Source organism: Embleya sp. NPDC127516 (genome assembly GCF_044765325.1).
GTDB lineage: Bacteria > Actinomycetota > Actinomycetes > Streptomycetales > Streptomycetaceae > Embleya.
Genome location: NZ_JBIWJT010000007.1, coordinates 1 through 17,301, shown reverse-complemented (window position 1 = coordinate 17,301; position 17,301 = coordinate 1). Strand labels below are relative to the sequence as shown.

The 17,301-nt window shown below is 70.7% G+C and carries 17 protein-coding genes; 12 read left to right on the top strand and 5 right to left on the bottom strand.

Annotation, left to right across the window (positions count from 1 at the left end):
- The first annotated feature begins 504 nt into the window (after positions 1-504).
- Both ACIRL2_RS15265 and ACIRL2_RS15260 read left to right on the top strand, forming a co-directional pair.
- Positions 505-1,071, top strand: coding sequence for a hypothetical protein (locus ACIRL2_RS15265; protein WP_402232410.1), 567 nt, complete (start codon positions 505-507; stop codon positions 1,069-1,071).
- 67 nt (positions 1,072-1,138) lie between these two features.
- Positions 1,139-1,639: a GNAT family N-acetyltransferase gene (locus ACIRL2_RS15260; protein WP_402232408.1), complete on the top strand. Its 501-nt coding sequence runs from the start codon at positions 1,139-1,141 to the stop codon at positions 1,637-1,639.
- Positions 1,640-1,756: 117 nt separating this feature from the next.
- Here ACIRL2_RS15260 and lpdA read toward each other — a convergent pair whose 3' ends face one another.
- The 3 genes from lpdA to ACIRL2_RS15245 all read right to left on the bottom strand — a co-directional run bounded on the left by lpdA (position 1,757) and on the right by ACIRL2_RS15245 (position 4,597).
- Positions 1,757-3,163: a dihydrolipoyl dehydrogenase gene (gene lpdA, locus ACIRL2_RS15255; RefSeq protein WP_395859122.1), complete on the bottom strand. Its 1,407-nt coding sequence runs from the start codon at positions 3,161-3,163 to the stop codon at positions 1,757-1,759.
- Between the two features lie 151 nt (positions 3,164-3,314).
- Positions 3,315-4,004 (bottom strand): helix-turn-helix domain-containing protein, encoded by a 690-nt coding sequence (locus tag ACIRL2_RS15250; protein WP_402232406.1) that lies wholly within the window; start codon positions 4,002-4,004, stop codon positions 3,315-3,317.
- 128 nt (positions 4,005-4,132) lie between these two features.
- Complete coding sequence (locus ACIRL2_RS15245) at positions 4,133-4,597, bottom strand: PPOX class F420-dependent oxidoreductase (RefSeq protein WP_402232404.1); 465 nt, start codon at positions 4,595-4,597, stop codon at positions 4,133-4,135.
- 277 nt (positions 4,598-4,874) lie between these two features.
- Here ACIRL2_RS15245 and ACIRL2_RS15240 point away from each other — a divergent pair, with 277 nt between their 5' ends.
- Positions 4,875-6,302, top strand: a complete 1,428-nt coding sequence (locus tag ACIRL2_RS15240) for a pyridoxal phosphate-dependent decarboxylase family protein (protein ID WP_402232789.1) — start codon at positions 4,875-4,877, stop codon at positions 6,300-6,302.
- A gap of 318 nt (positions 6,303-6,620) precedes the next feature.
- A complete protein-coding gene (locus tag ACIRL2_RS15235; protein ID WP_395859119.1) occupies positions 6,621-6,884 on the top strand; it encodes an acyl carrier protein in 264 nt (87 codons plus the stop codon).
- A 173-nt stretch (positions 6,885-7,057) separates the two neighbouring features.
- On the opposite strand, the gene ACIRL2_RS15230 is transcribed toward ACIRL2_RS15235, so the two are convergent.
- On the bottom strand, positions 7,058-7,945 hold the full coding sequence (locus ACIRL2_RS15230) for an alpha/beta fold hydrolase (RefSeq protein ID WP_402232402.1): 888 nt from the start codon (positions 7,943-7,945) through the stop codon (positions 7,058-7,060).
- Positions 7,946-8,185: 240 nt separating this feature from the next.
- Positions 8,186-8,563: a transposase gene (locus ACIRL2_RS15225; RefSeq protein ID WP_395859117.1), complete on the bottom strand. Its 378-nt coding sequence runs from the start codon at positions 8,561-8,563 to the stop codon at positions 8,186-8,188.
- A gap of 631 nt (positions 8,564-9,194) precedes the next feature.
- Between ACIRL2_RS15225 and ACIRL2_RS15220 the strand changes: the two genes are divergently transcribed.
- From ACIRL2_RS15220 to ACIRL2_RS15185, 8 genes are all read left to right on the top strand, one after another.
- On the top strand, positions 9,195-11,171 hold the full coding sequence (locus ACIRL2_RS15220; protein ID WP_395859116.1) for an ABC transporter ATP-binding protein: 1,977 nt from the start codon (positions 9,195-9,197) through the stop codon (positions 11,169-11,171).
- A 380-nt stretch (positions 11,172-11,551) separates the two neighbouring features.
- Positions 11,552-12,289 (top strand): MBL fold metallo-hydrolase, encoded by a 738-nt coding sequence (locus tag ACIRL2_RS15215; protein WP_402232399.1) that lies wholly within the window; start codon positions 11,552-11,554, stop codon positions 12,287-12,289.
- Between the two features lie 407 nt (positions 12,290-12,696).
- Entirely contained in the window at positions 12,697-13,836 is a 1,140-nt protein-coding gene (locus ACIRL2_RS15210) for a porin PorA family protein (RefSeq protein ID WP_402232397.1), read from the top strand.
- A gap of 288 nt (positions 13,837-14,124) precedes the next feature.
- On the top strand, positions 14,125-15,207 hold the full coding sequence (locus ACIRL2_RS15205; RefSeq protein WP_395859110.1) for a protein kinase family protein: 1,083 nt from the start codon (positions 14,125-14,127) through the stop codon (positions 15,205-15,207).
- A gap of 202 nt (positions 15,208-15,409) precedes the next feature.
- A complete protein-coding gene (locus ACIRL2_RS15200; RefSeq protein WP_395859109.1) occupies positions 15,410-15,799 on the top strand; it encodes a DUF2089 domain-containing protein in 390 nt (129 codons plus the stop codon).
- A complete protein-coding gene (locus ACIRL2_RS15195) occupies positions 15,796-16,056 on the top strand; it encodes a hypothetical protein (RefSeq protein WP_395859108.1) in 261 nt (86 codons plus the stop codon). Before ACIRL2_RS15200 ends, ACIRL2_RS15195 begins: the two co-directional genes overlap by 4 nt.
- Before the next feature lie 20 nt (positions 16,057-16,076).
- The gene (locus ACIRL2_RS15190; RefSeq protein ID WP_395859107.1) at positions 16,077-16,508 is read left to right on the top strand and encodes an SHOCT-like domain-containing protein; all 432 of its coding nucleotides are present in this window, start codon (positions 16,077-16,079) and stop codon (positions 16,506-16,508) included.
- A gap of 428 nt (positions 16,509-16,936) precedes the next feature.
- On the top strand, positions 16,937-17,301 hold a 365-nt coding region (locus tag ACIRL2_RS15185; protein ID WP_402232394.1), incomplete at its 3' end, for an ATP-binding cassette domain-containing protein.

Sequence of the window (17,301 nt, the reverse complement as noted above, 5' to 3'; positions counted from 1 at the left end):
AAGGCCCCGGAACCCTTGATCGATTCACGACTCATTGGGAACTTTTTCGGTCATCGATCCAGTACGCTGCGTAGCGGGTCGTCCCGGCTCCGGAAGATGCAGCCGGGGCGTCCCCAAGCCGGAGCAAGAACCCGCAGACGCACGACAACATCCACTCCCGATCGGCACGATCGCGACGCGCTCCCCCGGCGATGCGCGCCGTCTCGACCCTGGAGAGTCGATCGGCGCGACCTCGATCACGGCCGTCCGGCCGACGATGTCGGCCGCTCGACCTCGGAGTTCGGACGAGCCACGCTCATGGTGCGCTTCAGGCTCCTCCTCGCCGCAGCCTTCACCTTGTCGTCCACGGCTCCCCCGCCCGAAACGCTCCCGGGGCGCGGTCGGTTCACCGGACCCGGCCGACGCGGAGCACGGCTACGGGCCGTTGCGCATGACGCCGCGCGGTACGCCGATGCGAGAGCCTGCTACAGCGAAGCCCAATCGATCGCCCGCGCTCTCGACGACTTGGACCTCGAAGTCCATGCGCTGTGCAACCTATCGGCGTTGGCCGTGATCAGCGGTCGGCCGCGCGAAGGTCTGCGCTTGGCCGAAGCTGCTCAGCACATTGCCCGGCCGATCGCGACACCATGGCTCATGTCGCTCCTGGCGCTCCGTGAAGCCGGAGCGTGGGCTGCCCTGGGGAACACACCCGAGACGAACGCCGCGCTCACGACCGCGCACCGCCACTTCGAAAGTGGGCGTAGTGAGCGAGATCCTGTGTGCCGGCTCTACCTCGGCCGCCACGGAGCCGCGGGCGTACTGTCGACGCGCGCCGCACACCTCACGGCGGACGGATTCGTGCGCGACCGCGCCATTCGCCTGACTCGCGCCGCACGCGCGTGGCACGCGGCGGGAGATCGAGACGCCGCCGCCGAGCAGGTCGACTCGGTCGTACCCTTGCTCGACAGCATCGCGTCGGCCCGCCTGGCTTCTCGTCTCCAGGATCTCGTCACCGCGACCTCGTGCGCCGATCGAGACGAGATCCGAAAGTACCTTGCCAGGCACACACTCGAACCGACCACTTCGCTGTGATCCGGAGGCAGGCCGCATGACGAGCCGATTCACACTTCGCCCCGGGGGCACCGCCGAGGTGACGGCTATGCACAGCCTGCTGGTCGAGGTGTATGCCGACGCCTACGCCCACCGCGTCGCCACGGGCAACCCCTTCGCCTCACCAGGTGCCTTCGCCGAGCGGCTGGAACGCCACCGGGCCCGGCCAGGATTCTCATGGGTGGGCGCGTGGTCCGACGGCGAACTCGTCGGCTACGCGTACGGCCAGCGACCGGACCCGCGCTATTGGTTGGGCGATGAACTCGCGGACGAGCGCGAACCGCTCTCCGCCATGCGGCTCTTCGTCACCAACGAGCTGATGGTCCGGCAAGCCTGGCGTGATCAGGGGGTCGGCAGGCTCCTCCACGATGCACTGGCCAACGCCCAACAAGAAGTGACGCACCTGGGCCTCTACGTTCGGCCCGACAACGAACCGGCCATCCATCTCTACACCAGGCTCGGCTACCAACGCATCGGACCACGGCAGCTCGCCTACGAGGGTTCACCATTGTTCGACGTCATGGTGCGTGTGGTCGCGAAGGACGCCTGAACGAGCGGAGGAAGCCGCCCCACCCGAGGGCGAGACGGCTTCCCGTGTCGTTCCCCTACCGCTCCGTACCCCTTAGTGGCTCCGAAGCCCTGCGATGCAGGTCGGCGGGCCGCCGTGTCACATGTTGATCATGTGGCCGGCGAGGCCGTGGATGGCTTCCTTGACGGCTTCGCCGAGGGTGGGGTGGGCGTGGACGTTGCGGGCGACCTCGTGGACCGTGAGGTCCCACTGTTGGGCCAGGGTGAGTTCGGGGAGGAGTTCGGTGACCTCGGGGCCGATCAGGTGGGCACCGAGGAGTTCGCCGTGGGTGCCGTCGCTGATCACCTTGACGAAGCCGACCGGGTCGCCGAGGCCGTGTGCCTTGCCGTTGGCGGTGAACGGGAACTTGGCGACCCGGACGTCGAAGCCCTGCTCCCGCGCCTGCGCCTCGGTCCAGCCGAAGCTGGCGATCTGCGGCTGGCAGTAGGTGGCGCGCGGGATCATCACGAAGTCGAGTTCCATGGTCTCGGCGCCCGCGATCGTCTCGGCGGCGATCACCGCCATCGACTCGGCCGCGTGCGCGAGCATCAGCTTCGCGGTGACGTCGCCGATCGCGTAGATGTGCGGGATGTTGGTGCGGCCCCGGCCGTCCACGTCGATCGCGCCGCGCTCGGTGAGGCGCACGCCGATGGTCTCCAGGCCGTAGCCGGTCACGCGCGGGGCGAAGCCGATCGCCTGGAGGACCTTGTCGGCTTCCAGGACCTGCTGCTGCCCGTCGCGGGTGACGGTGACCCGGACCTTGGCGTTCGGGTCGCCGTCGTCGATCGACTCGACCCGGGTCGAGGTCAGGATCTCGATGCCCAACCGGCGGTAGCGCTTGGCGAGTTCGGTGGAGACCTCGACGTCCTCCAGCGGGACGACCCGGTCGAGGAACTCGACGATGGTCACCTTCACGCCGTAGTTGTGCAGGACGTACGCGAACTCGACGCCGATCGCGCCGGCGCCGGCGATGATGATGCTCTCCGGCAGTCGGTCGGTGAGGATCTGCTCCTCGTAGGTGACCACACGCTCACTGAGCGAGGTGCCCGGCAGCAGCCGGGTGCTCGCGCCCGCCGCGATGATGCAGTGGTCGAAGGTGACGGTCTGGACACCGCCCGCGGTCAGCGAGACGTCCAGCGTGTGCGCGTCGACGAACGAGCCGCGCCCGTCGTACTCGGTGATGCCGTTCTTCTTCATCAGGTAGTGCACGCCGTTGACCCGGCCGTCCGCGACCTTGCGACTGCGCTTGAACGCGGCGTCGTAGTCGAACGTCACCGAACCCTCGACGCGGATCCCGAAGGTCTTGGCCTCCTGCGTGAAGATGTGCGCGAGTTCCGCGTTGCGCAGCAGCGCCTTCGACGGGATGCAGCCGACGTTCAGGCAGACGCCGCCCCAGTACTTCTGCTCGATGACCGCGACCCGCAGTCCGAGCTGCGCGCTGCGAACCGCCGCGGTGTACCCGCCGGGACCGGCACCCAGGACAACGACGTCAAAGTGTGTACTCATGATTCACACGATATGCGGCCGGCCCGGATGGCGGCGCGGCGGCCGTGACGGGCACCGACAGCGGCGCCGCCACGGCCGCCGGGACGGGAAGGCACGCAGCCGGGGCACGCACCGACGCGCGCCCCGACCGGGTGCCTCCCGTCTCGCGCCCCTACGCGTCGGCGCCCACCACCGGCCGCACCCGTCGGCCGGTCACCCGTTCCGCGCGGATGCGGATGCACACGTCCCGGCGACCCGCCGGCCACGGGTCCTCCGCGTCCGACGGCGCGTCCGACGGGTCCTCGTCCCGCTCCGCCGTGCCCCGGATCAGGACGCTCCAGCCGATTCGGGCGGCGTCGACGATGTCGTCCACCTCGAACAGGACCGGGCCGGCGACCCGGGCCAGGGACGAGTCGGCGGCCGTACAGAACATCACGTCGCGGCCGAGCATCACGTAGTTGACCGGCAGTACGAACGGGTCGGGCCCGTCGAGCACCGCGATCCGGCCGACCAACTGGAGAAGCAGGTGGGCCTGGCACTCCTCGTCGCTCATCTCCACCAACTCCCGGCCCGGACCCGGATCCTGGCCCGGCGGCCGAGGCGGCGTCCGGTGCGTGAAGGCGGCCGGCTGCGCGGAGAGCAGGTCGTCGACGGTGGTCTCCAGAGCATCGGCGAGTCGGGACAATCCGGGCGCGGACGGGGGCGTGGATCCGCTCTCGACGGAGTTCACCCACGCCCCGGGCAACCCGGTACGGCGGGCGATGTCCGCCACGGAGAGCCCGAGTTCACGGCGCCGGGCGCTCACTCGCCCGGGCAGCGCATCGGTGGATGGACGGACGGTACCCGCAGTCTCCTCGGTCATCACACCAGCCCACTCCCCGCGCACCGGTTTCGGCGGGCATTGCGCCGATCGGCGGCGAGCCCCGACCACGTCGCGCCCCAACCAGTCGAGCCCCGACCACGTCGAGCCCGACGCCGTCGACGTCGCGGCTACTCGGCCTCGGCCAGGCGGGCCGGGAAGCCGCCGGTGGCGATCGGCCCCCAGCGCTCGATGTGGATGCGGATCAGCGACTTGTCCTGCTTGCGCATCGCCTCGCGGTACTCGTCCCAATCCGGGTGCTCGCCCGCGATACAGCGGAAGTACTCGACCAACGGCTCCAGCGCGTCCGGCATGTCCAACACCTCGGCCCGGCCGTCCACCTGCACGTACGGACCGTTCCAGTCGTCCGAGACGACACACATGGACACCCGTTCGTCCCGGCGGGCGTTGCGCGCCTTGGCCCGATCGGGGTACGTGGAGACCACGATCCGGCCCGCCTCGTCGACGCCGCAGGACACCGGGGACATCTGTGGACGCCCGTCCGCGCGGGTCGTGGCGAGCAGACCGCGGTGGCGCGGGCGCAGGAATTCGAGCAGTTCGGGCAACTCGGGGTGACGGGCGGTCGCGATGGCCATGGTTCTGCCCTTCGAGGCGAGTTCTTCGGGAGCACTCCCAACCCCGGGGAGCGTTCCCCACCCTAGAGAGCACGCCCCGCGTCGGCCTGGCCGCGACACACCCGCCCACCTCCGGCGGCGCCGCTCCCCGCACGGACGTCGACAGACCCCGCGGACGCCTACAGACATCGCGGACCCCGCCGCGCTACCGTGCCCCAACCCGAGACCGGGGTCGCACAACCACCCGCTCCCGGGCCCGAACTCACAAGCAATCGCACTCGGGGAGGCACGCGTGGGCATGTTCGCGGACGGCCGGCCGGTGGCCGAGGTACTCGCGGAGCTGACGGCGATGCACGCCGCCGACGAACCCGGGCGCGGACGGCCCGGCGTGGCCAACACGTTCGACTCCGGCGCCGCCTCCGTCGAGGAGGTCGCCGTCCGCGCGTTCGAGCTGTACCTGCACGTGAACGGCCTGTACCCGACCTCCTTCCCGAGCGTCGCGACGCTGGAGCACCAAGTGGTCGCGGCTGTCGGCGAGATGCTGCACGCGCCGGCGGGCGCGGCCGGCAGTTGGACCAGCGGCGGTACGGAAAGCTGCCTCCTGGCCGCCAAGGCGGCTCGGGACGCGCGGCCAGACCCGGCCCGCCCGCAGATCGTGTTCGCCCGCTCGGCACACGCCGCATGGGCAAAGGCCGCGAAGTACTTCGGCCTCGACCCGGTGATCGTGGACATCGACCCGGTCCACATGACCGCCGACGTCGCCGCGATCGACCGCGCGATCACCGACGACACCGTCCTGGTGGTCGCCTCGGCACCCTCCTACGGCCACGGCGTCGTGGACGCCATCCCCGAGATCGCCGCCCTGTGCGCGCGGCGCGGCGTGCGCTGTCACGTGGACGCGTGCATCGGCGGCTGGGTGCTGCCGTTCGCCGAGCAGCTCGGACACGACGTGCCCGCCTGGGACTTCCGGGTGCCGGGCGTGGATTCGATCTCGGTGGACCTGCACAAGTACGGCTACGCGCCCAAGGGTTGCTCGATCCTGCTGTACCGCACGGCGGCGCTGCGCCGGACCCAGTACTTCGTCGCCGCCGACTGGACCGGCTATCCGGTGGTGAATCCGACCATGCAGAGCTCCAAATCCGGCGGTCTGATCGCCGCCGCGTGGGCGGTGATGCGCCATCTGGGCGCCGACGGGTACCGCGACCTGGTCACCCGCACCCTGGCCGCCACGGAGAGCCTGGTCGAGGGGATCGGCGCCATCGAGGGCCTGCGCGTGCTGGGCTCGCCCGCCACCAGTCTGGTCGCGGTGACCACGGACGGCGTCGACTTCTTCGCGTTCCTGGACGAGTTGGAACGCCTGGGTTGGGCCGTGCAACCGCAGTTGTCCCAACCCGGTATCCCGCCGACCATCCACCTCACCATGACCGCGACCCACGGCCCGTACGTCCCGGACCTGCTCACCGCGCTGCGGGCGGCGGTCCGCGCGGCCGGCGAGCGCGACCCGCTGCCCACGCCCGAACAACTGCGCTCCGTCGACGAACTCACCGCCCTCGCCGAGTCCGAGGCGGGTGTGTCCGCCGACGCGCTGACCGAACTCATGGTCAAGACCGGCCTGTTGACCGACGGGCGGATGGCCCCGGTACACGCGCTCCTCGACCGCCTCCCCTCGCGGCTACGCAAAGCCGTACTCCTGGCCTTCTTCGAGGGCCTCAACCCGCCGCTGTGACGCCGGCCGACGACGCGGCCCGGTCCGGGCCCGGCCGGCGGAACGCTCCGCCCACCACCGGGACCACGCGCCGGGTCGATTCGCCATGCTTCGCCACCTGCGACGGACCGGTCCCGTCCTACCGCCGGAACGTGCGCGCCGACTAGCGTTTCCGGGGCGACAGGAGCCGGTGTCGGGTCGGTGGGCGACCTCGGGCCAGGCCGGTGGATCGACGCGGGAGAACTTCCCGCGCCGCCCCGGATCGCTCCTGTCGACGTGCCGCCCGCTTCGGACATCCCGCGCCTGGGACGCATCCATGACCCGTCAAGGAGCTTCGCCATGCCCGTGAACGCCGCCCTGCTCGACGAGATCGTCGATCAGACCGCCCGACTCATCTCCCTCGACATCTCCCGGATCGACCCGGACGACACGTTCGCGGAACTGGGCGTGGACGCGACTCTGGCGGTCGAGTTCGCGGACGTCCTCGGCAAGCGGTACGGCATCGCCGTGGAGCCGAAGGTGATCCTGGAACACGTCACCCCGAGCGGACTGGCCGAGTTCGTCGACCAGGCGCGGGCGGGGCGCACGGGCCGAACCGAATGACCCGGAGCCTTGGACGCGTGGCGCGACCACGATGCGGTGGCGATCACGCCCGGGGCACTGCCGCGGCGTCCACCTCCATGCCACCGCTCGCCGCCCGCCTCCGCCGCGCCACCGAACCCCGAGGGGGCGTAGGCCCGGCGGGCGCGGAACCGGCGGTGTTCGTGCCGGGCCGGTCAGCCGCCTTCGGCATTCGCGGACATGCCCCGCCGACCCGCCAGGAACCTCCGGAGCACCGCCAGGGAACGCTCCGGGTCCTCCCGGAAGGCGCCGTGGCCCGCGTCCGGCAGGACGTGCAGCCGGGTCTCGGCGTTGACCAACCCGGCGGCCAGTCGTCGGGCCGCGCTCGCGGTGGCCACCGGGTCGTGCTCGCCGGCCAGGATCAGCGTCGGACAGGTGATCTCGGCGAGCCGGGCCCAGCCGCCGAAGTCGTCCGCCGAATCCCGCCGAAAGCGCTCCAGGACGTCGTGGTTCCAGCGAATCCGGCGCTGCCGGTTCGCGGCATCCGGATCGCCGTCCGTGCGTTGCGAGTACAGCGGCACGCAGACCTCCTCCCAGTCCCGCCGGATGGTCTCGGGGCTCTCGCCACTCCAGTACCGGCGCGCGATCTCGCGCGCCGGTACTCCGCCGAGCCGTTCGAAGACGTCGAGCCGTTCGGCGATGCGCCCGGGCATCACGCTGTCCAGTACGAGTCGGCCGACCCGCCCGGGGTGGCGAATCGCGGCGGTCAGCGCGACCCAGCCGCCACTGGAGGTGCCCACCAGGATCGGTGCGGCGATGTCGAGCGCGTCGCAGAACGCGATCACGTCGTCGGCCCACCGATCCCAGGTCCACTGCTCCGGGTCGCCGCGGTCGGACCGGCCGCTGCCGCGCTGGTCGAGGTAGACGACCTGGGCGAAGCGCGCGGCCGCGTACATCGCGGGCTTGAACGACGAATGGTCGGCGCCGGGTCCGCCGTGCAACAGCACCAGGGTCGGCCGCTCGACCATGATCGGACCGTACGGCACGACCCTCGGTCCATCCACGTCGAAATACAGTCGGATGTCACCTATCGACACACGCATGTGAACATCGTGACAGACCATCCGGCGCACGGCGGTGGGACGGCACCGCGCGGACGAACGGGGCGGTGGGACGGCAGGCGCAGGCGCGGCGGGCCGAAGGGTCGTGGCATCGGGTGCGGACGCGAACACGGTCCGTGCGCACAATCCGCTTGCCCGGGGCGGCCCGGAACGACTTTCATGGACACGCCGCGTCGTACGCCGGCCGGCACGATCGCACCGCCGGCCGGGTTTCGTGCGGCGTCAGCGGTCGGCGGTTCCGTTCGCGGCGCACTGCGCCGTTCCGGTCGCCGCACCGCTCGGCGGGGTCGGCGTCGTATCGACCTCGATCAACCAGTCCAGGCTGCCGTCCGGGTCCGGACAGACCTGCAGGCGGGTCCGGATGCGACGCCAGGTGCCGTCCTTCGCCCACACCGTATACCGGTGGTAGACGGTCTGCCACGGCCCGAACCGGTCCGGCAACTCGCGCCACGGACAACCGTTTTCGTACTTCCAGGCCACCGCGTCGATCATCGCGCGGTGATCGATCCCCCGACCGCCGCGCCGTGGCCGGGCGCGATCCGGCAACAGTGGCTCGACCATCGTCCACTGACTGTTCGTCAATCCACCCCAACGACCCACACCCCACCAACGACCGACCCGGCGATCCGACACGGCTCCCGGTCACCGACCGCACGACGCGCTGCGCGCGGCCGGATCCGCCGGAGTGCGGCGGGGCGCGCGACCCGACCTGCGCCACCCGCCTCGCTACCCGAACTCGCCCTCGTGTGGCGACGGTTCACCACAGTCGGTCGGGCGCGCGGGCAAGCGTGCCACGGGTCGGACACGCCCGGCTCGTACGCCCGTACGCCCCTGCCGGGCGGCCCCGAACCGGGGGCAGCATGTGCGTCCGCAGGCAGTGCCCCGGACCGGGAAAGGACGTGGTCATGTCGGACTCCGCGCCACCGCGAGTCGAACCCCACTCGCCCGTGAACACGCACGCGCCGCTCCACCGAGTCGTATCGCTCCACGAGGGCGTACCACCTCGGCAAGTCGTAGCGCTCGACCACCGAACCGGAGGCACTCCACTGCCGCACACGACCGCATCACCCGAACCCACCCGACCCACCGGTCCTGGGCAACCCGACCGATCCTCTCGACCCCACCGATCCGCTCCAGTCGCCCCACCCACCCGATCCGTCCCGCCCGACCCCGGCGCCCCCTGCCGGGCGCCCCGGTGCCCGCATCCGCGCCGCCTACGCTGGGAGATCCGATGAGGTTTCGTCGCCGGGCGCCCGCGGGGCGGGCGATTCCGGTGTCCGGGTCCGAAAAGCTGCTGTTCGGCGGCGCGTTGCGCTACGACATGTCCTTCACCCAGCATGAACAGCCGCTGCTGCGCGTGTCGTTCTGGGCGATGGCGCGGCAACTGCCGAGCATGGTCGCGCTGGTCACGCGCGCCGCCTGGAGCGTGGATCGACGCGCCGTACTCGCGCTGCTCGGGGCCGAGATCGGCCAGGGTCTCGCGGCCGGGCTCGGGCTGCTGGCGACCAACCGCGCGCTGGTGGCGCTGTTCGCCGACGTACCGACCACCGATCGACTGCGCGACGCAGCGCCGGCGCTGTTGTTCATCATGGTCGTCACCGCCCTGTCCGCACTACTCGCCGCGGTCTCGGTGGGCGCGACCAGTCGGCTCGAACCACAGGTGGAACGGGTCTGCACGGCCCGCTACTACCGGCTCGCCGCCCGGGTGGAACTCCAGGCGTTCGAGGAAGCGCGCTTCCATCGCACGCTGGACGCGGGCCGGTTCGGCACCGACTCGGTACGGCGCATGATCGGCGCCTCGGTCGCGGTGATCAACGCACTGGTCGGCCTGATCGCCACCGGCAGCGTACTGACCCTGCTCAACCCGATCCTGTTGCCGCTGTTGTTCCTGGTCGCCGCGCCGAAGGGCTGGGGCGCGGTACGGTCCGCCCGGCGGCAGCACGAATCCGTACACGCGTGGCTCGAACACCGGCGCGCGATCGAGATCCTCGGCCGCAGCCTGATCGAACCGGCGCCCGCCGCCGAGGTACGCGCGCACCGCGCCGGGCGACTGGTGCTGGACGCGTTCGAGGACATGTCCACCACGATCGAGACCGAGCACCGCCGACTCGCGCACGCCAAGGGCGCGACCCAGGCGACCGCGTCCGCGCTGTCCGGGCTCGGCGCGCTGCTGGTGTACGCGGCTCTGTGGTTGCTCCTCACCGAAGGCGGCATGCCGCTGGCCGCCGGCGGCACGGCGGTGATCGCGATCCGCACCTGCACCAGCGGCCTCACCGCGCTGGTCATGCAGGTCAATCGCCTGTACGAGGAATCGCTGTACCTGCGGGACCTGGAGGACGCCTGCACCGAGTCGGAGCGGCGCGCGATCCCCGTCGGCGGACTGCCGCTCCCGCGCGACGTGGACGAGGTACGGCTGGAGCAGGTCTCGTATCGCTATCCCGGCAACGACGCGCCCGCACTCGATCGGGTGAGCCTGCGCATCCCGGCGGGAAAGGTGGTCGCGCTGGTCGGCGAGAACGGCTCGGGCAAGACCACCCTGTCCAAGCTGGTGGCCGGTCTGCTGCTGCCCAGCGAGGGCACGTTGACCTGGGGCGGCGTCGACGTCCGCGACGCCGACCGGGATCAGATTTTCGACCGCGTGGCGGTGCTGGGCCAGGACTTCCCACGATGGGCGATGACCGCGCGCGCGAACGTCTTCATCGGCCGTCCCGACCGGCCGCTCGATCAGGCCCGGGTGGAGCACGCGGTCGCCCGGGCGGACGCGGCCGACCTGGTCGACTCGCTGCCGCACGGCTGGGACACCCTGATCGTCAAGGGCTACCAGCGCGGTTCGCAGATCTCCGGCGGGCAGTGGCAGAAGATCGGCAACGCCCGGACCCGCTATCGCGGCGCGCCGCTCGTGATCGTCGACGAGCCGACGTCCGCACTGGACCCCGAGGCGGAGATCGCCGCGTTCGCCGCGTTGCGGTCGATGACCGACGACGGGACGACGGTACTGCTCATCACCCACCGGCTGGCCGCGACCGCGACCGCCGACCTGATCTACGTCCTGGAGGACGGCCGGTTGATCGAACAGGGCGACCACGATGGCCTGATGGCGCTCGACGCGGGGCGGTATCGGGCGATGTACACGGCGCAGGCCGCGCAGTACGGCATCCACGCGAGCCCCGCCATCCCGCACGCGAGGGCGGCGACCGCGGAGAGTTGAGGGGCGGGACGGGTTCCGTCGGCGGGGGTGACGCGGGCGGGTCGGCCGGGCCCACGGGGGTGGTCGGCCGGATGTGCGGCCGGGCCTACAGGGTGGCCGGGCGGCCGGGCGGCCGGGCGGCCGCGCGGCCGGGCCGTCGGGCCGTCGGGCCGTCGGGCGGTCGGGCGGTCGGGCGGTCGGGCGGGGGCCTTGTGGGGTCGTACCGGCGTGTTCGGTGTACGCCCGACGCGCGCTCCGGCCAGGGTCGCCGGCGAGACTTGTTCCGATCAGGGGCTTTCAGGGAAAGTGGCGGTTCGTCGACGCGTCGGGTCCGGGTGCGTTCAGGGGACGGTGCACGATGACCCTCCCCCCGAACGCGCCCGGCCACGGCACCGGGGCCTGTGCTAAGGCCGGGTCACCTCGATGGCGCGAAGATTGCGCAACTCGCCGACGAGTTGCCGGCCACCGTCCCGCTGGCCGGCGACAACCTGCGACTGTCGGTCAATGCCTTCTTCGTCACCGACGGCACGCGGTCGGTTCTCATCGACACCGGCGCGTCCAACGTCTGGCACGACCCCACCATGGGGTTGATCCACGACGCGCTCGACGAAGCGGGCATCGACCGCGCGCATGTCACCGATGTGGCCATCACCCACAAGCACGAAGACCACGTGAGCGGCCTGATCGCGCCGGACGGTTCGGAGGCGTTCCCCAATCTCGAGCGCGTGTGGATCGGCGCGGGCGACACCTCGGTGTTCACTGGTCGGCTCGAGCCGATCCGCGACCGGGTCGTACCCGTGTCGGAGAAGGTCGCGATCAACGACTGGACCACCGCGATCCCGACACCGGGCCACACACCCGGTCACACCATCTACCACCTCAGGAGCGGCACCGGCCACCTTCTCGCCTGGGGCGACACCGTTCACGTCCCCACGCTCCAATTCGATCGGCCGAACGTGTCCTGGGAACTCGACGGCAACCAGTCCCAGGCCCGCGCCGCACGAGTGGCACTCCTCGAACAACTGACCCAACCGCACCACTTCGTAGCCGGCGCCCACCTCGACTCACCCGGCATCGCCCGCGTAACCCCCTCCGACGACGGCTACGCACTGGAATACCTCGCACCACCGATCGGCTGATCGAGCCCGTCGGCTCCGGCCCGCGCTCGCGTACTCCGGCGCGGACTCCCGATGGGCTCACCCTTTGCTGCCGAGTCCAAAACCTGCCTCTGACCTGGTACTTGCATGGCGAGGTGCATGGGGAGATGTGCCTCTATGTGCAGCGCGATATGCAACGGCGGTAGTGACGCGCGGAGTTCGAGGGTGCTCGGGGGAACCGGTGCATGGTGAAGCGGGGTTCGGAGGGCATCGGATGGGTGCGCGCCCGATATACCACCAACAGGTCGGACCGAGGCGGGAATCGGGGTATCCGGCGCAATCCGGTGCGGATCCTGGTGGGGTACGGGCCATCAGGTCGCGTGCGCCGACGCGACGGGGGGACATCCGGCCCTCCCGGGGCCATCTGGCGACCTGCGGAGGCTGGTCTGATGAGAAAGACGTCCTGGTACCTCGGCGCCGCCGCCACGCTGTTGGTCGCGACGAGCGCGGTGACCCGGTTCGCCGTGCTGCCCGCCGTGCACCAGGTGCCCGACGACACCGACTTCACGATGCACTTCGCCGGCGGCATGACCATGCTCGACCCGCAGGCGTTGCAGGCGGGCAACCTGTCCGGGGCCATCGTGCGGGACCTGCCGGTCACCGTCGATCGGCGCGTACACGCCGTGCACACGTCCGGGTCCACCGTCGTGCTCAGCGACCGCACCGTGGTGTCCGGCCCACAGAAACAAGCCCTCACCAGCGTCGAGAAACGATGGGCGGTGGACCGCAAGAGCCTGCTGGAGCGACCGACGCCCAAGGGTGTCGCCGCCAACCCGCATCGGGGCCTGACCGCGGGCTTCCCGCTGGAACCCAAGAAGAAGAACTATCCGTTCTGGGACTCGCCGACGCAGACCACGATCCCGGCCACGTACGTACGGACCGAGCGGCGCGCCGGCCGCGAGACCTACGTCTTCACGATCCGCACCAGCGGCCCGCTGACCGACCCGGAGTCCCTGCGCACGCTGCCGCCGGCCATGCCGAAGGCGGCGGTCCAGGGCCTGGCCGGCGTCGCGTTCCCGGGCCGGGTCCCGGACCTGGGCGGCCAGGCCGACCCGACCCCGCTGGCCTACACCTCGACCACCGACCTCACCGGCTGGGTCGACACCGAGACCGGCGTCACGGTGGACCTCGAATCCACCCAGGCCCTCACCGCGACCGCGACGTCGGCGACCGGCGCTCAGGCCGAGGTCTTCCCGGTGATGTCGTTGAAGATGACCACGACGCCGGCCTCCCGCGCGGAGCTGGCCGACACCGCCGCCGACGGCGCCCGAGGGCTGTGGCTGCTCGGCGTGCTGGCCCCGCTGGTGGCCCTCCTGCTCGGCTTGGCCCTGCTCGGCCTGGCCGTGTACCTCGAACTCCGGGCCCGGCGCCGCCACTCCGGCGCCACACTGCCGGGGCCACGCACCGAGGCCACCCCGGCGCCCACCGCGGATCCGGGAGTGGCCTCGAACACGCCGGTCGGCTCCACCGCCTCCGCGTCCGCCTCGACCTCCGATGCGGACTCGGAGACGAACGCACCGAGCAGCTAGCCCGGCGGCCCGCGAGCGAGCGAGAAGACCGTCGGCAGAGGGGTGAGCCTGCCGCGAAGCGTCATGGCCCGGCACCGGGATCCGCATTCGGATCCCGGTGCCGGGCTGCGTGGTATCCGCCCGCGCCCCGATCGCGGAAGTCGGCCGTGTTCTCGTACGGGCGCAGCCACCCGTCCGCATCGCTCGGTGGTGGAGGGTCGTTCATGAGAGTCGCCGACCTGCCCGGCGTAGGGTCGGTGTCGTAGGTGGGTATGCCGAAGCCCTGGTTCGGGCACCGAGGAGCCGTCGATGCCGGAGCAGGTTGCGCCGCGTGCCGCACGTCCGGCCGGCTACGGGACCGTGAGCACTCGGCTCTCCTTGCTGAGCGACCACCGCCTCGGGGAGGTCGTGGCAGCCGCGGCGCCGCTCGGGTCCGGCATCGGCGGCAGGTCGGCGGAACTGGACATCGACGGAACGCGCGTCTTCGTCAAGCGCATCCCCTTGACGGACACCGAACTGCGCCCGGAGAACGTGCGGTCCACGGCGAACGTCTTCGGGCTGCCGTTGTTCTACCAGTACGGGGTGGGCTCCGCCGGGTTCGGAGCCTGGCGGGAACTCGCCGTGCACACCATGACGACCAACTGGGTTCTCGGCGACGAGTATGCGGGATTCCCCCTGATGTACCACTGGCGGATCCTGCCCGACTCCCCTCCCGAAGGATTCATCGACGAGCTCGGGGGCTTGGAGGGGGCCGTCGCGCACTGGGAGGGATCACCGGCCGTTCGCACCCGACTGGAGGCCATCGCCCGGTCCTCGTACAGCCTGGTGCTCTTCCTGGAACATCTGCCGCACACCCTCACCGGATGGCTGGCCGACCACCGCGAAACCGCCGCGGCGCAAGGCGGGGACGGCTCGCCCCACCTCTGGGTGGAGGAAGCGCTGACGAGCGGAGCCGCCTTCATGAGGTCTCGCGGACTCGTGCACTTCGACGCTCACTTCGCCAACATCCTGACCGATGGCCACCGGCTCTACTTCGCCGATTTCGGACTCGCCCTGAGCTCCGGCTTCGACCTTTCGGCGGACGAGTCCCGCTTCCTCTCGCGGCACCTCGCGTACGACCACTGCTACACCACGAGCCACCTGCTCCGATACCACCTGCTCGACGGCGTGCGCGGTGACACGGACCGCGAAGCCTTCCTGCACGACTGGATCGCAGGCCGGCGACCCGACGGCATCCCGTCCGACATCGCGGCCATCATCGACCGGCACGCCCGCCCTGCCGTCGTCCTGGGCTCCTTCCACCGCCGTCTGCTCACCGAGAGCAAGCAGACACCGTTTCCGGCCGCCGAGATCGAACGGCAGCTCGGCTCCGGCCCAACCACCCCGAACTGAACCACTCCCCTCGCCTCGACCGTCCGGCGGCCATACGGCGCCGGGCCGCCACGGCCGATGTCGCCACCAGGGGAGCCGCCCACCCGGAGGCCAAATGGGAGCACATCGGGTCAGCAGACCTCGTTATTGAAGATCAACTTAGAAAAATCAATGTTCACGGGTTGGCATCTTAAGAAACTCAATGTACAAATGAATGGCGAGCATGTCGCCGGACGTATGGGAGCCGAGGGTGGACTGGCAGGAACTGACGGACCTGACGCACGGACAACCGTTCGTCGTCGAGCGGGTCCGCCTCACCGGCAGCGGAATCGCGATCGAGGGACAGTTCGAGACGCCGCAGTTGGCTCAACTCAGCGCCGACGACCAGGTGTTCGTCGCCGCGTTCGTACGGTCGCACGGTTCGATCAAGGAGATGGAGCGGATGTTCGGGGTGAGCTACCCGACCATCAAGTCCCGGCTGAACCGGATCGCCGAAGCCCTCGACTTCGTCGACACCGACCCGGCGCCCACCAGCTCCGATGTCGTCGACCGCCTGCAGCGGGGGGAGATCGACGTCCAGCAGGCGCTCACCGAACTGGGGAAGTCCCGATGATGCCGTACCTGGTGACCGTACGCCGTCGCCGTCCCGACGGCCGCCGGCGGGGGCTGTACGTCCCGGTCCTGCCGGTCCTGCTGGTGTTGTCGCCGTTGCTGCTGCTCGCCGTGCCGGCCGGACTGATCGCGTGCCGCGTCGCCGGGATACGCCCGATGGGCGCGTTGCGCGGCACCGGGCAACTGCTGTGGGCGCTGCCCGGCACCCGATTCGAGTTGGACCTCGGCCGAACGGCCGTGCTGGTAAGCGTCAGATGAGTCAGAGGGGAAACGCGACAATGAACGAGCAGCGCCGCCAGATCCTGCAGATGCTGGCCGGGGGCAAGATCACCGCGGACGAGGCCGAGCGGCTGATCGACGCCGTGCAACGAGAGCACTCCGAGTCGCCGACGGGAGCCGCGCCCCGCCCGAAGCCCCGGCCCAAGTACCTGCGCGTACTGGTGACCTGGACGGACGACCCCGGTAGCGACGGGCCGGGCCACGTCAACATCCAGATCCCGTTGCAGCTCCTGCGCGCCGGGGTCCGGCTCACGAGCCTGCTGCCTCCGCAGGCACTCACCCGGGTCAATGCACAGCTCAACCAGTCGGGAGTACCGATCGACCTCACCGAGCTCAAGCCGCAGCACCTCGAGGAGTTCGTCGAGCAGCTCGACGACATCACCATCGATGTCGACCAGGCCGACGGAAAGGTACAGGTGTTCTGCGAGTAACCCCCGCCACGGCACCGGTCGCCCACCCGGATCACGGGATCGGCCGGTGAACTTGTGGCCACGGGTGTGCGGCAATCCGTCACTCGGCGGGGCCGCAGCATCCGACCCGGCCTCCGCGCCGCCGAGACCCCGGTGAACGGGAGTTGTGGCTCACCGGCCCGAACAGCGTGGTAACTCGGCTCGTCGAGTGGGTGCAGCCCCCGAGCCGGCTGATGAGTGGGCGTCGCCCCGCCACGCCTGATGGACCCTCCTTCCCCGCGCGAATACGGTCGCCCCGGGCATCCACGTATGCCACCGCGCACCGCATGCCGCTGCGTACCGCGTGCGCCGCTCCGCACTGAGCGCCGCCGCCTTCCTCGCGATCTCAACCCACTCGATTTTCCCGCCACTTCAGCCTTCGAATGGTAGGGCTCATGCCTTCTTCCGTCATGCCCGTATCCAGGCAGGGCGACGGTCGGCGGTCATCCGCCGTCGCCGCCGTCCACGCCACCGATCTGCGCAAGTCGTACGGCGACAAGGTCGTGCTCGACGGCATCGACCTGCGCATCCCGTCGGGGTCGGTGTTCGCACTGCTGGGACCGAACGGCGCCGGCAAAACCACCGCGGTCAAGATCCTCTCCACGCTCATCCGCGCCGACGGCGGACGGGCCCAGGTCGCGGGTCACGACGTCGCCGCCTCACCGGACGGAGTCCGCGCCGCGATCGGCGTCACCGGGCAGTTCTCCGCCGTCGACGGGCTGATCACCGGCGAGGAGAACATGCACCTCATGGCCGACCTGCACCACCTGTCCAA